Source organism: Rhodospirillales bacterium (genome assembly GCA_023898785.1).
GTDB lineage: Bacteria > Pseudomonadota > Alphaproteobacteria > Micavibrionales > Micavibrionaceae > TMED27.
Map to the genome: position 1 here is coordinate 1,614,551 of CP060239.1, position 13,087 is coordinate 1,627,637.

Genomic DNA, 13,087 nt, shown 5'->3' on the forward strand with positions numbered 1-13,087 from the left:
CGATTATTTAAGCTTAAAACCAATAGGAATGTTCATTGAGACAGAAGACTTGCCTAAGGAAGAAGGTATAGCGGGTAAGGGGCTGGCGGCCTTGACCATATTTAAAGCGGCCTGATCAAGAATATGATGCCCTGTTGTTTTTACAAAACGGCTTTCAGTGATGGCTCCGCTTCGGCTGATACGAATTTGAATCACCGCGTGCCCCTCGAGTTTTCGCCGCCGGGCCTCGCGTGGATAGACGCGATAAGAATCTATTGCCGCACGCACCATATCTTGATAGCGAATTTCTGCGTTTCTTCCACCACCTGCATACGCGCTGTTTTGTCTGCGCATTGAAGATGCTTGAGCTGCTGTCCTGGTAATCGAGGAGCTTTCCCTCTTTTTTTCATTTTTTTCGGTTGGCGCTGGAACAGGATCGGCAAGCGTTAAATCAAGTGCCTTTTGCACATCATCCCTACGGTCATTTTGCAAAGCGGGACTTTCAATCTTTTCAGGTGTTTGAGGAAGAGGCGAAGGCTCTTGAACGAGAGTTACAAAAATGGGTGCATACTCCATTTTCCCGGCTCCTCCGCCAGCGTCATGGATATACGAGGAGAGTGCCACGATCCCCCCGATGACGCTCATATGCAACACGGTAGACGCACAAAACGATAAAGCTGTCCCCGCTATACTGGTTTTAAAAGACGGTATAGCGGAAGACAGGCGTTTATGGGTTTTCAAAGCCACCATCAAAACGGAACTCTCAGTTGAACATAAAAACTCCGGCCCGGTTCGTTCACCTGCACTTCCGTTGGGTCGGAAATATTGGAGCGATTAAGGTGATTGGCATAAGTGGAATCAAATATATTTTTCACCCCAAAATTGAGCGACGCAGGATCAAATTCGGTGATCGTTCCTTCCAAATCAAAAACGGCATAACCATTGGTTTTATCAACATCCCGGCCTGTTGAGCTTAACGAATTTGTATCAACTCGCGTTTGCTCCAGCGCCCAGCGCGCCTTCCCACTAACCTCCAGATAATCCAAAGCTTGCCATGTTACGCCTACTTTACCTTGCAAAGGCGGAATTTGTGGCAAAGCCCGTCCGGCATCAATATCCGCGCCAAACGTACAAGTCGCATCTGCCTCAAGCGTCCAGTCCGAAGCAAACCGCCAGAATCCACGAACTTCAAACCCCGCCAGAAAGGCATTAATATTGCGGTATATGTCAGCATCAGGAAAATTCACCAAAATACCCGGTTGAGAACGAGCAGAATCACGCAAGATATAATCCTCCACATAATTGGCATAGGCTGATCCACCAAAACTCCAGACAGGTTCCGTAATATCAAAACCTATATCCATTTGATGATGTTTTTCCGGATCAATGTCAGGATTTCCAACCCAGGAAGTTGCTCCACCTGCGCCCATAAAGTTCGCAAGACCTCTTTCCGTTGCATCCGCCGTGCGAACGGAGCGGCTCAAACCGGTGTAAAACAGCGTGCTAGCACTATAATCATGTTCCAGACGCAGAAGGCCGCCCAGATTATGCTCTGTTTTTGATGACGCGCCGTAGCCATAGAACTGAGAATAAATATCATTCGGCGTTCTATTTCCTGCCGCCGGGGCAGGAGTATCAGCACGCCCATAATCGACATGCACATAATCGTAACGCCCACCCACGACCAAACGGCTCTTATCACCAAGGTCGTAAGCGCTCTCACCGGCAAGACTGGCTTCATTGATCGTAATATCCGGCCATAACAGTGATTGAAGAGCGCCCGTTGTGTTCACAATCCTGTCGGCATTACGGTTATTCCGCCGCCATTCCAGCACGCTCTCAACGGGCTGGTCAAAAAGGACAAAATCTTTTTCCAGCTTTGCACCATACGTGTCGGACTGCGAATCAACACGTAAAGGCATGGCCGCTGTAAACGGACGCAAACTAAAATTATCCATGATGTGATCTACCAAAGACGCATAGGTGCTGACTTTCACTCTTTGGAAAATCTTTCCATCCAGATCTCGTTCCAAAGCGGCCTTGAATGTTTGCCCTTTGGATAAGGGCGAGTCCATGCCCGCGCCGGGAAACAGAGCGTCGTTGATCTTGCGGTAATCTGCGCCCAGAGATAGATGCGCCCCTTCCGGTGTATAACCAACTTTCAGGCCGCCCGAGCGCTCTATGAAAGCGGCGCGTACTTCATCACCATCGCCGTCTTCATAATTTTCAGCATCCTTATAAGAACCATAGGCGTTCGCATAGCCAAGTAACGTGCCTGCCGTAACGTTGGCCCCGGCATTCCACATTTCGCTATTGCCGTCATAACCGCCCTGCACAAGCCCAGTGACCGCCAGAGCTTCACCAAAATCAGGCCGCCCTTGTTCGACGATCACACTGCCGCCAGAGCCTCCGAATCCGTTGAGCACAGACTGATAGCCCTGAATAACTGTTACGGTGTCGCGGAGCTGTATGTTCATATAAGCGCTCGGCGGGTCCATACGGTTTGGGCACCCTCCAAATACATAGGAATCGCCATTGACGATATTCAACTGCCCTTGTGACTGCCCTCGAATAAAAGGCTCAAGCCCATGTCCGCCAAAACGTGCCGCTGTAACCCCCGGCAAAGATCCCAGATAATCTGCCCCATCTGAATAGCGCAGGGGAGATGCCGCATCAGAACTATCATAAGAAGCACTGGCCGGATAAGACATCATCATGAGGGCCTCAACCGCAATCGGATCAACCTCAATGATTTCTTCCGCATAAGACGGAGCAACTAAAAAACTGCTGACAAGCAGGGACGCGCCAAAGGCGCTGTATTTGAAAATGTTATGCATTGTTTTTCCTTACACATATAAGCGCACAGACCAACTGTGCGATGGCTTTAAGAATATTAAAAATGGGTCTTAAGCGGCGTAAGGGGGTGCGCGAGCTTCATAACGTTTTGCCTGAAGCAATAAGGTCAAATCATCGCTATAGGAGACGATGGATATGTTAGTACGACGAATTTGCGAGTGAAGCGCATCGGGCAGATCAGGAATAACCCGCGCCATATGAGAAGCAACACAGTAAGAGCACATTTTCCTGTTTGGTTTATCACCAGGCGCGGGATCGCCGTCATCCGGTGCATCCCCGTTAAGGGCAATAACTTGAAGACCGTTTGCCGTGCAAATTTCCAGAAATATTTTCGCAGATGCTTTATTGGCGCAAAGAGGCGCGAGGTTTGATAAAACAAGCCCCAGAATAATAAAAACGTTTAAACAAAAATGTTTGCTGTTATTTTTATGCAAAGATCTAAACCTGCTACTTCTCTGCAATTTCTAAACCATTCCAAACAAAGAAAACACATAAAACTTTTCTCGTTGCTCTTCTATAATGAGTTTACTATCAATAGATATGTGAATTCATCCGTCTCATCTGAAAGAATAACCACATGTCTTCATCAATTTCCCTTTCCACAAAAATAGCCGGTTCCACTCTTTCCTCGTGCCTGTATAACGCTTCAGGACCTTTATGCTCCACCGCAGAGGAATTACACGCTATTGGAAAAAGTCATGCGGGCGCAATTTTGAGCAAGAGCGCAACCCTGCAGGAGCGGCAGGGAAATGAAGAACCCCGATATGTTGACACGCGCTGGGGCAGTATTAACAGCATGGGACTGCCCAATAAAGGATTTGAGTTTTACGCTCAATTTGCACAAACTGCGAAAGTTTACGAGAAACCCTATTTTATGTCTGTCTCAGGACTAAGCCATGAAGATAACCGCCGCATTATTAAAGAGCTGGCTAATTTCGAGAACATTGCCGCCATTGAATTAAACCTTTCATGCCCCAATGTTCCCGGAAAACCGCAAACAGGATATGATTTTGAACAGAGCCGTCATCTTCTCGAATTGGTTTTTACAGCAGCAAAACAGCCTATCGGCGTGAAGCTTCCACCATATTTCGATATGCCGCATTTTGAAATGATGGCCGCCGTATTAAACGATTTTCCCATCTCTTTTGTCACATGTATTAACAGTATCGGCAATGGTCTGGTGATCGACCCGGATTCAGAATCTGTCGTTATTAAACCAAAGCACGGATTTGGAGGCATAGGAGGAGACTTCATCAAACCAACAGCCCTTGCCAATGTCCGTAAATTTTATACTTTGCTTGATAAAAAAGTATCTATTATTGGCTGTGGCGGCGTAAAAACCGGCCCGGATGCTTTCGAGCATATTTTATGTGGCGCAAGCGCTGTGCAAATAGGCACACAATTTATGCGCGAAGGGACAGGATGCTTCGAACGCATAGCCAATGAACTCACCGACCTTATGCGGCAAAAAGGCTACCAAAATATAGAGAGCTTTAAGGGAAAATTAAGAGACATAACATGATATGCGCGCGGGCAAATTTGGACAGAAATTGGCAAATATCGGGCCTTCATATTCTTATAAAATGTAGATTTTGCCATGCCAAGAACTTTAGCGGCTTGAGTAATATTATGACTAAAATGCTCGGGGGGAATTTTTATGGCTTCGAGTTCTGTTTCGTTGGCGGTTTTAAAATATCTGTCATCTGAGACTAGGGTCTAAACACACAGGTAATTTTATGATTCAATGGTTTGGTGATTTGAGAAAGGAGCCAAACTATGCGTCATTTTTATCTTTCAGACACCCAATGGGAAGCGATCAAGCCTCACTTGCCGCCAGATAGGGGACGCAAGCCCCGCGTGGATGACCGCCGTGTGATCAGCGGCATCATTCATGTTTTGCAATCGGGTTGCCGCTGGCGTGATGCGCCGTCCGAATACGGTTCTTACACCACCCTTTATAATCGTTATAATCGCTGGTCTGCGCGCGGCATCTGGCAATATCTGTTCCGCGAGATTGTTGGCGCGTTATCGGACGAACGGGACATGGCGGCGATTGACAGCACGCATATCAAAGCGCACAGATCAGCCGGCGGCGGAAAGGGGGGGCGCATGCTCAGGCGATCGGCATAAGCCGTGGCGGACGCAACACCAAGCTGTACGCGATCAGCGATATGAAATGCCGTCCGCTGGCTTTGTACATCACGCAAGGGCAACGCGCCGATATCAAAGGGGCGGTTGCCTTGGCAGGATCATTACCGTCAATAAAATATCTCTTGGCGGATAAAGCGTATGACGCTGGACATTTTCGCGGCTTTTTAATGAACCGGAAGATCGAACCTGTCATTCCCTCCACGGCCACACGCAAAATCAAAATCCCGCACGACGAGAGACGCTGTGAACCTCCACGGGCCAAGGCCCGTGGTATCACTCTAATTCAAGCTGCGCTTGTCCGGACTCGTTGGTCCGGAGGCGCTACATCCATGGGGCAAGCCCCATGGTTTTCTTGCGCGTATAAAAACCGCAATGTCGTGGAACGAATGTTTGGACGCCTCAAAGACTGGCGGCGCGTGGCAACAAGATACGACAAACTCGCCAGAAACTTCTTCGCCGCTCTATGCCTTGCTTCCCTCTTATGTTTCTGGATTTAAGCTGTGAGTCCGGACCCTAGACAAATATTTTTTTGTGTTTTGACACTATGGACGATAATACTCCCGATAACCCTGAGCTAGCTCCAGACAGAGGCTTAGGCTCGTTTTTTCTCGCATTCATCCTCGGCAGTGAGAATGAGAGGGCGCGGGGTTTCCTCAATCGTTTCAAATTCGGTTAACTCGGCCATGTTGGTACCGGCCTGTAATTCTTTAAATTTACGCGCTGCGGGCAAAACCTGGCGCTCCAGAGAGCCAACAGCGGCATCATAGCCTTTCATTGCGCCTTGCAAATTCTTGCCGACTTTTTCGAGATGACCGGTAAAGGTGAGCAGACGTTTATAGAGATCACCGCCGCGCTCGGAAATTTCAGCGGCGTTTTTGGCCAGCTCAGCCTGACGCCAGCTTACGCCTACAACGCGGATCAAGCTCATCAGCAAAGTGGGGGAAGCAATAATGATATTGGCACCGGCGGCGTATTCAACCAGAGACGGGTCGGCGCGCAGGGCTAGAGAGTAGATATGTTCGGAAGGGAGAAACAGTACAGTGAAATCAGGACTGTCAACATTTTCCCAATAGGATTTTTTCCCAAGCTCTTTCACATGCCCCTTTACCTGTTTTGCAAGATTTTGCATCAAGACGCCGTATTCTTCTTCGCTTATTTCTTCGGAAAGGCGATCTACAAACTGATTAATGGGTGCTTTGGAATCGATGATGATTTTGAAACCATCCTGCATATTTATGACCGCATCAGGTTTTTGTCTGCCGCTGTCCATAGAGACCTGAGTTTCATAGTGTACGCCTTTGATCAGCCCGGATTTATCGAGCAGGCCTTCGAGAATGTATTCACCCCAGCGCCCTTGCGCTGCCGGATCGCGCAACGCGCCAACGAGGCGCGCGGTTTCGCGATTCAGCGTACGCATTTCCTCGCGTAAATTGGTATCGGTGGCTTTGACCTGTTCAAGGGCCTTGGCCATGTCTTCAAGATTTTTATGGACGGGTTTAATCAGCTCAGAAATTGTGTTCTGTCGTTTTTCGAGATCGTGCGCGCCATCGGCCTGGGCGGCTTTCAGGCGTTCTTGCGCCAGTTGCAGGAACGCTTCATTGCTTTTTTGCAGGGCTTCGGCGGCGGTGGCTTTAAAGCGGTGATCAAGCGCAGCGCCGGCCTGATCGAAGGCGATTTCGCGCTCACGGAGCTGGGCTTTCAACTCCGCATTTTGAGTCTGGAGCTTTTGACGAGCCAGCAAAAATGCAATGCTGACAACGAGCGCCCCCAGTATAAAACCAACGGGGGCGGCAATAAAATATTCAGGGGCGTTTAAAGACTGTATAATATCTTGCATAATGACAAGCGTAGCATTGATTCTGACCGGATAAAAGAAATGAAAACAAAAAGAGAACGAATTTTTATGGATAGGATGCATGAGCGTGGTAATGCCTTGATTTATGTGCTGATCGCGATTGCGCTGTTCGCGGCGCTCAGCTTTACGCTTTCACGGCAAACCGATACATCGGAGGCTGGGACGCTCAGTCAGGAAAAGGCGGAGCTCTACGCAACGCAGTTGATTTCCTATGCCGCGCAAGCCAGATCGGCCATTGATCAGATGTTGTTTACGGCGGCCAGCGATATTGATCAGTTGGATTTTACGGCCCCAACCGATGCAGGATTTGACACCGGCACGTTGATTCATAAGGTTTATCACCCGCAAGGGGGTGGATTGCTGCCGGGTAAAATTCCAACCGAAGCCATTACGCAAGTTACCAACGACCCGGAGCCGGGATGGTATCTGGGACGGTTTAACAATGTTGAGTGGACAGCTTTAGCGCAGGGTAATACCGCAGGTCCTGGTGGAGCGGAAGCGCCGTGGGAAGAGGTTATTTTGATTGCTTATCAGATAAATGAAACCGTGTGCGGGTTGATTAATAAGAAAATTAACGGCTCTACGGCTATCCCGACAATGACGAGTTCAATTCGTAATACGCTGATTGATGATAGCTTGCATGGCGGTACGAATGTCGAACTGACCACGGACGCGCCCGATATTTGCCCGGATTGCGCAAATATCGGCTCATTGTGTGTGCAAGAGGGTGGCATTTACGGGTTTTATACCCTGCTGGCAGATCAGTAGCCTACGCCGCATAGGCGCTCAGCACGGCGCGGAATTCGGGTAGGCCTGCGCCTTTATTGGCGCTGGTAGGTAGCACTTGCGGAAAAGCGGCAGCGTGTTTTTTAAGAGTGGCTGTAATTTTTTCTGAAATTCTAGAAAGTTCCTGCGATTTCACTTTATCGGTTTTTGTCAGAACGATGCGGTATTGAACAGCCGTTTCGTCGAGCATTTCCATCAGCATTATATCGCTGTCTTTGAGGCCATGGCGCGCATCAATCAGGATAAAGACGCATTGCAACGTCGGGCGACCACGCAAGTAATCAAAGACAAGCTGTGTCCATGCATCGCGCTGGGTTTTAGACACTTTGGCATAGCCATAGCCAGGCATGTCGACCATATAGAGACGCCCGCCTAGATTAAAGTAGTTGAGTTGCTGGGTGCGGCCCGGTGTATTTGAGGTTTTCGCCAGTGTTTTACGGCCTGTGAGCGCGTTAACAAGACTGGATTTACCGACATTCGAACGGCCAGCGAAAGCGATTTCCGGCAAAGTAGCAGGCGGAAGTTGTTTCAACGCTGCAACGCCGAGCATAAAATCGCAAGGGCCCGCAAACAGTTTGCGGGCCTCTTCTAAAGCTTCAGACGAAAATTCTTCTCTCATTTCTTCTTTTTGCTTTTCTTAGGCTTGGGCGGTTTTATCTTTTTAGAGGGATGGTCTTCATCAAACATTCCCGACATATCATATTTGTCTTTTTCATCGTCTAGACCCAAAGCTTCCTCAACTTCATCTTCAGCCATTTCGGCCAGAGGGTGCAGCGCCGGACCTTTATCAATGGCTTTATCCATCTCTTTTTCTTCTTCGGTTTCGCCAAATAGGTGGATGGGTACGCCAAGGGATTTCATAATGATCATCTGCTGGATCACGCCGATGAAGGCGGAAAATGTCCAGTATATCACCAGCCCGGAAGCAAATCGTGACATGATAAAAGCAAACAGGAAGGGCATATAGTTCGCCATATCACGCTGGAGCGGGTCTTGCGGTGGGGGGTTGAGTTTCTTCTGGATGATCATCGCCACCAGCATCAAACACGGCCAGACGCCAATCATCAAGAAGGCGGGCGGATTCCACGGGATGAGTCCGAACAGATTAAATACACTGGTTGGGTCTGCAGCCGAGAGATCTTGAATCCAGCCAAAAAACGGTGCATGGCGAATTTCAATCGTAACAAAGAATGTCTTATAGAGCGCGAAGAAAATCGGAATTTGCAGCAAAATCGGCAAGCAGCCTGACATCGGATTAACGCCTTCGCGCTGGTACATCTGGATGAGTTCGGCTTGCATTTTTTGTTTGTCGTCTGGATATTTTTCACGTAACTCCATCACCAGCGGCGAGACTTTCTTCATTTTGGCAAAAGAGCGGTAAGACGTGTTTGTGAGTGGGAAAACGGCACCGCGAATGAGAATCGTCATGATAATAATCGCCACGCCCATGTTTCCGATAGTACTGCCTAAAAAATGCAGCAGATAGAAAAACGGTTTGGTCATGAACCAGAACCAGCCAAAATCAACGGCCAGATCAAATTGTGGAATCTTAAGATTTGTTTCATAATCCTGGAGCAAAAAGACGCGTTTGGCTCCGACAAATAAGCGGCTTTGGATTTCACCGCTCTGGCCGGGTTTTAACTCTAATGCCGCGCCAAGATAATCAGCTTGATAGAGCCCTTGGTTGTCGTTGTCTTTTTGATCGCCTGCAAAGCTATAGCTGTATTTAACATTTTGCCCTTGTGGCGGGATCAGAGCCGTTAGCCAATATTTATCAGTAAAACCAAGCCAGCCCTGCTGGGCTTGAGATGAGAATTTTTGAGTTTTACGCATATCTTTATAGCTATTGTTGAACAGCTCTTCACCAATAAAACCGACCGGGCCTTCATGTGAAACCCACATGCCCTGAAAATCCGGCGGGATGCCTTTTTGTGAAATTAATCCGTAGGGATAAAGCGTAACATTACGCCCGGAATTGTTCGCCACACGCTGCGTTACGGTAAACATAAAATGTTCATCCAACTCAAGGCGGCGTTCAAACGTCACGCCTTGGCCGTTATCCCAAACAAGCGTTACTGGGTTGCCCGGTAACAACTGCGCGTTGCCGCGTATGCTCCAGTTTGTATTTTTGTTTGGTACGGCCACATTCTGGTTGCTGGCTATCCAGCCATATTCAACACTGCGCGGGAAATCTGTCAGGCGGGGGTTGAGGACCGTGACATTATCCTTTTTACCCAGCGTCTGAAAATATTCGCTTAAGGCCACATCATCAAGGCGCCCACCGTTTAAATCCAGTGAACCATGCATCTGCGCATTTTTAATTTTAACCCGGCCACCTTGGGTAACGATTTCCGAACGTGGTTTGACTGGTACGGGTTTGACTTCTTCCAGCGCGGCCGGGCCCAGAGCCTGTTTGATTTCAGCTTCTATCTGTGTGCGCTGTTTAATCGCTTCGCGCTGAGGCTTGAGTACATAACTGTCGTAGGAAAAATAAAGCACCGCTGCGAGAATAAAAAAGATGAACATATTGCGCATGTCGTCAGGATGCATTTGATCCTTGTTCATCGGGTTATTAGGCAGAGTTGGCAGGTGTTTTGGATCGGCCATTTGTGTTTGCTTTGCTTTATGTCGTGTAATTTGGGTTTGGAAGCGTTTATAGCCGATCTGAAAGATGTGATCAATCAGCGTTTTGGGATTTTGGCAGCACGGGGTCGTGAGCCTGTCCTTTGTAAAACGGGTGGCATTTGAGAATACGACGGGTGGCAAACCACAAACCTTTGAGCGTACCGTGGGTTTCAATGGCCTCATGTGCATAGGCAGAGCATGTCGGCTGGAAACGACAATTGCGGCCTAAAAATGGTGAAACGGCAGCGCTATAAACCTTAATCATGGCTTGCAAGATGCGTTTCATTTGTTTAAGCCCATTTTGCGCAGGCACCAGCGCAAATCATCACACAACGCTTCATAAGGGCGTATAAGGGTTTGCGGGCGTCCCACCAGGATATAATCGTGGCCCTCCAATGCGCCAGAGGAAAGGACATCGGCGGCGGCGGCACGCAGGCGGCGTTTGATACGGTTGCGCCGCACAGCGGATTTATCGACACGTTTGGAAACCGTATAGCCTATACGTTTTTCGCCCGCTTCATTGGGTGCAGTTTGAAGAATGAGACCGTGGGAAACCCATTTGCGGCCTTTTCCCTGAATTTTCAGGAATTCGGCGCGCTTTTTAATCTGTGTAAGCGAGGATTGTTGATCTTTAGTTGCATGCATGGGTGCGAGTATAGCAAATAACTATAGAAAAAGGCGCAAAACCTTAAAATTTGCGCCTTCAAACAAAATACAGGCTTAAAACTAAGCTGACAGGCGTTTACGGCCTTTTGCACGGCGGCGGGCCAGAACCTGACGGCCCTGCTTTGTAGCCATACGTGAGCGGAAGCCATGACGGCGTTTGCGAACTAGGTTACTGGGCTGGAATGTACGTTTCATCTTACTTTCGCCCGGTGTCAGGCGCCTCAAATCCATTGAATTCGTTAAAAGTGTGAGGGTTATACCCTTATTTTTGCCCCTGTGTCAACGGATTCGGGGGAATTTCTTTACAAGCGGTTCTTTTGTAAGAACTTGGGCAAATGATTTACAGCTTTGTATTTTTCCTGCTTGTTTTTGTCGCTGTGGGGCTTATGGCGCATCGGAAAAGTGCCGGGGTGGCCGCTGCTGGTCTTCCAATAGGGCATCGAGTACGCCCCACATAAAGGTGCCGTACGACCCGCCGCCCTGAAGAGCGAGGTTAAGGGTTTTGGTTTGCGTGATTTTTGTCATTTTTTAAGAGGGCTTACTTACAGTTTAAACCCTAGCGGATTGGCAAGTCCCATTCCATACCGAGGCGGAATTCGTGGGTATCAAAATCGACATCATAGCTACCGATTTCCAAATCCGATACAGCATCGATATAACGGTACCCGGCGGTGAAAGCCAGATCTGTGCTTGGTCGGTATTTGATTCCAGCCGCAGCATTCCAGATAATCCCGGTATGATCGGATGAGGCATTTACCATTAAGCCGGAGCCATCATTGATTTCACCAGAGTGCCAACCATAACCGAGACCACCGCCAATATAGGGCTGGATCGACCAAGGCACATCGAAATCGTAGTACATATTGGCGAACAACAATGTGCTTTTGAGTTCGCCGCCGGAGCTGAATGTACCGGCACCGACGATGTCGGCTGTCGAAAATTCAGCGTTACGGTAGGATAGCTCCCCTTCAACGCGGAGTTGTTGTGACAAGCGCATCCCAAGAGCGCCAGCAAAAGACATAGTATTGTCTATCTCAAAGTCGCCGTTATTGCCGCTGGCGCTTTCGGTAAATTCCTGATCGTTAAATGTATTGAGACCAAGATAGCCCGCGAGATAAAAGCGGCTTGTTTGTGCCTGTGCGTTGGAAATGCTGCCTAAAAGCAGTGCAATTACGGCGATAGCGAGAGTAAGATGCGTTTTGATCATGATGTTTCTCACAGTGTGGGAATTTTGAAATAAGAAGAATGGAAAGCACTGCAGCGCAAATGGCTACGCCCTTAAGGATAGCAAAAAGCGGACTATAAGGAAACCCGCTTTCATATCTATGTTTTGTGAGTTTCTGGTCGTTTAAGAAACCGGTGTATCAACTTTTACAGGTAAATCCGCAGCAATCGGATCGTCGTCAAGCATTTCGATCATGCCGGTCGGCTGTACGGCGAAGTTGGCGATGAACAATGCGTTGGAATAAAACACAACGGCATCGCATAGATAATGGCCCTGCTCATTCATGCCTTCGAAGGTGGCCGGACGGATTGTGCCCTCGATAACCGAGCGGGTCGTATCATCCATGTCGGCAGGCATATTCGGGTCGTCCATGGTTTCGGCAACATAGAACGGCCCTTCCTCGCCGCGCACAAAAAAACAGAAAAAGCGCAAATAATCGAGGACATTTTCTTCTGTGACTTTGATTGGCGCTTTAGCATTCACTTCATGGATTGGCGGAGATGTACCATTGAGGCGGAATAAATTGCCCTGATCTGTCAGGTAATAGATGTTCAGCTTGGGATTTGTCCAGTTAGGGTCTTTAACGCGGATGAGGGCTACTTGATCATAAAAAGGCAGCATACGCCAGTGAACTTGCGTTGTTTCTGAAGATACGCGGTATTTACCATCAATCTGGTCTATTTGTTCTAAGAATCCAGCGAGTTCATCGCCTTGAACCGCGTTCCAGTTGTTATCGTGATACATGGAGAGTTTCTATCCTTACTCGCTTCATAATTAATGCATTATTTGCAAATATTTAGGGCGTGTGCAAGCCCTTTGTAGCGTCAGTAAATATTTACGCGCTTTATATCTTTCTTACTATTCAGAATTACACAAAACAGGTCAAGTATATTGTCAGAAATATGGATTCCTATACAAAAAAGCCCCTTTGAAAACGAAGGGGC

Annotated in this window: 13 protein-coding genes and 1 pseudogene; 3 read left to right on the top strand and 11 right to left on the bottom strand. The window is 48.3% G+C overall.

Going from position 1 to position 13,087, the window contains the following annotated elements:
* Positions 1 to 3: 3 nt before the first annotated feature.
* The 3 genes from H6859_08185 to H6859_08195 all read right to left on the bottom strand — a co-directional run bounded on the left by H6859_08185 (position 4) and on the right by H6859_08195 (position 3,269).
* Entirely contained in the window at positions 4 to 555 is a 552-nt protein-coding gene (locus H6859_08185; GenBank protein USO05126.1) for an energy transducer TonB, read from the bottom strand.
* A gap of 173 nt (positions 556 to 728) precedes the next feature.
* Positions 729 to 2,816 carry a TonB-dependent receptor gene (locus H6859_08190; protein USO05127.1) on the bottom strand — a complete coding sequence of 696 codons (2,088 nt, stop codon included), beginning with the start codon at positions 2,814 to 2,816 and terminating at the stop codon, positions 729 to 731.
* A gap of 69 nt (positions 2,817 to 2,885) precedes the next feature.
* Positions 2,886 to 3,269 carry a DUF2946 family protein gene (locus H6859_08195; GenBank protein ID USO05128.1) on the bottom strand — a complete coding sequence of 128 codons (384 nt, stop codon included), beginning with the start codon at positions 3,267 to 3,269 and terminating at the stop codon, positions 2,886 to 2,888.
* Between the two features lie 143 nt (positions 3,270 to 3,412).
* Between H6859_08195 and H6859_08200 the strand changes: the two genes are divergently transcribed.
* Positions 3,413 to 4,357, top strand: a complete 945-nt coding sequence (locus tag H6859_08200) for a dihydroorotate oxidase (protein ID USO05129.1) — start codon at positions 3,413 to 3,415, stop codon at positions 4,355 to 4,357.
* Between the two features lie 254 nt (positions 4,358 to 4,611).
* A pseudogene (locus H6859_08205) lies at positions 4,612 to 5,483 on the top strand (IS5 family transposase).
* 95 nt (positions 5,484 to 5,578) lie between these two features.
* On the opposite strand, the gene H6859_08210 reads toward H6859_08205, so the two are convergent.
* Positions 5,579 to 6,823 carry a DNA recombination protein RmuC gene (locus tag H6859_08210; GenBank protein USO05130.1) on the bottom strand — a complete coding sequence of 415 codons (1,245 nt, stop codon included), beginning with the start codon at positions 6,821 to 6,823 and terminating at the stop codon, positions 5,579 to 5,581.
* Between the two features lie 66 nt (positions 6,824 to 6,889).
* On the opposite strand from H6859_08210, the gene H6859_08215 reads away from it, so the two are divergent.
* A complete protein-coding gene (locus H6859_08215) occupies positions 6,890 to 7,609 on the top strand; it encodes a hypothetical protein (protein USO05131.1) in 720 nt (239 codons plus the stop codon).
* Position 7,610: 1 nt separating this feature from the next.
* On the opposite strand, the gene H6859_08220 is transcribed toward H6859_08215, so the two are convergent.
* The 7 genes from H6859_08220 to H6859_08250 all read right to left on the bottom strand — a co-directional run bounded on the left by H6859_08220 (position 7,611) and on the right by H6859_08250 (position 12,887).
* The gene (locus tag H6859_08220; GenBank protein USO05132.1) at positions 7,611 to 8,246 is read right to left on the bottom strand and encodes a YihA family ribosome biogenesis GTP-binding protein; all 636 of its coding nucleotides are present in this window, start codon (positions 8,244 to 8,246) and stop codon (positions 7,611 to 7,613) included.
* The gene (gene yidC, locus H6859_08225; protein USO05133.1) at positions 8,243 to 10,234 is read right to left on the bottom strand and encodes a membrane protein insertase YidC; all 1,992 of its coding nucleotides are present in this window, start codon (positions 10,232 to 10,234) and stop codon (positions 8,243 to 8,245) included. Before yidC ends, H6859_08220 begins: the two co-directional genes overlap by 4 nt.
* A gap of 70 nt (positions 10,235 to 10,304) precedes the next feature.
* Positions 10,305 to 10,538, bottom strand: coding sequence for a membrane protein insertion efficiency factor YidD (gene yidD, locus H6859_08230; GenBank protein USO05134.1), 234 nt, complete (start codon positions 10,536 to 10,538; stop codon positions 10,305 to 10,307).
* Entirely contained in the window at positions 10,535 to 10,897 is a 363-nt protein-coding gene (gene rnpA / locus H6859_08235; GenBank protein USO05135.1) for a ribonuclease P protein component, read from the bottom strand. The genes yidD and rnpA overlap by 4 nt, the downstream gene beginning before the upstream one ends.
* Positions 10,898 to 10,978: 81 nt before the next feature.
* On the bottom strand, positions 10,979 to 11,113 hold the full coding sequence (rpmH, locus tag H6859_08240; GenBank protein USO05136.1) for a 50S ribosomal protein L34: 135 nt from the start codon (positions 11,111 to 11,113) through the stop codon (positions 10,979 to 10,981).
* 361 nt (positions 11,114 to 11,474) lie between these two features.
* Positions 11,475 to 12,125: a porin family protein gene (locus H6859_08245; protein ID USO05137.1), complete on the bottom strand. Its 651-nt coding sequence runs from the start codon at positions 12,123 to 12,125 to the stop codon at positions 11,475 to 11,477.
* A 141-nt stretch (positions 12,126 to 12,266) separates the two neighbouring features.
* The gene (locus H6859_08250) at positions 12,267 to 12,887 is read right to left on the bottom strand and encodes a hypothetical protein (GenBank protein USO05138.1); all 621 of its coding nucleotides are present in this window, start codon (positions 12,885 to 12,887) and stop codon (positions 12,267 to 12,269) included.
* Positions 12,888 to 13,087 lie beyond the last annotated feature (200 nt).

What these genes read in the sequence shown, in the direction of transcription:
- H6859_08185 (USO05126.1), bottom strand. Translation starts at nt 555, where the DNA reads ATGGAGTATGCACCCATTTTTGTAACTCTCGTTCAAGAGCCTTCGCCT.
- H6859_08190 (USO05127.1), bottom strand. Translation starts at nt 2,816, where the DNA reads ATGCATAACATTTTCAAATACAGCGCCTTTGGCGCGTCCCTGCTTGTC.
- H6859_08200 (USO05129.1), top strand. Translation starts at nt 3,413, where the DNA reads ATGTCTTCATCAATTTCCCTTTCCACAAAAATAGCCGGTTCCACTCTT.
- H6859_08210 (USO05130.1), bottom strand. Translation starts at nt 6,823, where the DNA reads ATGCAAGATATTATACAGTCTTTAAACGCCCCTGAATATTTTATTGCC.
- H6859_08215 (USO05131.1), top strand. Translation starts at nt 6,890, where the DNA reads ATGGATAGGATGCATGAGCGTGGTAATGCCTTGATTTATGTGCTGATC.
- H6859_08220 (USO05132.1), bottom strand. Translation starts at nt 8,246, where the DNA reads ATGAGAGAAGAATTTTCGTCTGAAGCTTTAGAAGAGGCCCGCAAACTG.
- yidC (USO05133.1), bottom strand. Translation starts at nt 10,234, where the DNA reads ATGGCCGATCCAAAACACCTGCCAACTCTGCCTAATAACCCGATGAAC.
- yidD (USO05134.1), bottom strand. Translation starts at nt 10,538, where the DNA reads ATGAAACGCATCTTGCAAGCCATGATTAAGGTTTATAGCGCTGCCGTT.
- rnpA (USO05135.1), bottom strand. Translation starts at nt 10,897, where the DNA reads ATGCATGCAACTAAAGATCAACAATCCTCGCTTACACAGATTAAAAAG.
- rpmH (USO05136.1), bottom strand. Translation starts at nt 11,113, where the DNA reads ATGAAACGTACATTCCAGCCCAGTAACCTAGTTCGCAAACGCCGTCAT.
- H6859_08245 (USO05137.1), bottom strand. Translation starts at nt 12,125, where the DNA reads ATGATCAAAACGCATCTTACTCTCGCTATCGCCGTAATTGCACTGCTT.
- H6859_08250 (USO05138.1), bottom strand. Translation starts at nt 12,887, where the DNA reads ATGTATCACGATAACAACTGGAACGCGGTTCAAGGCGATGAACTCGCT.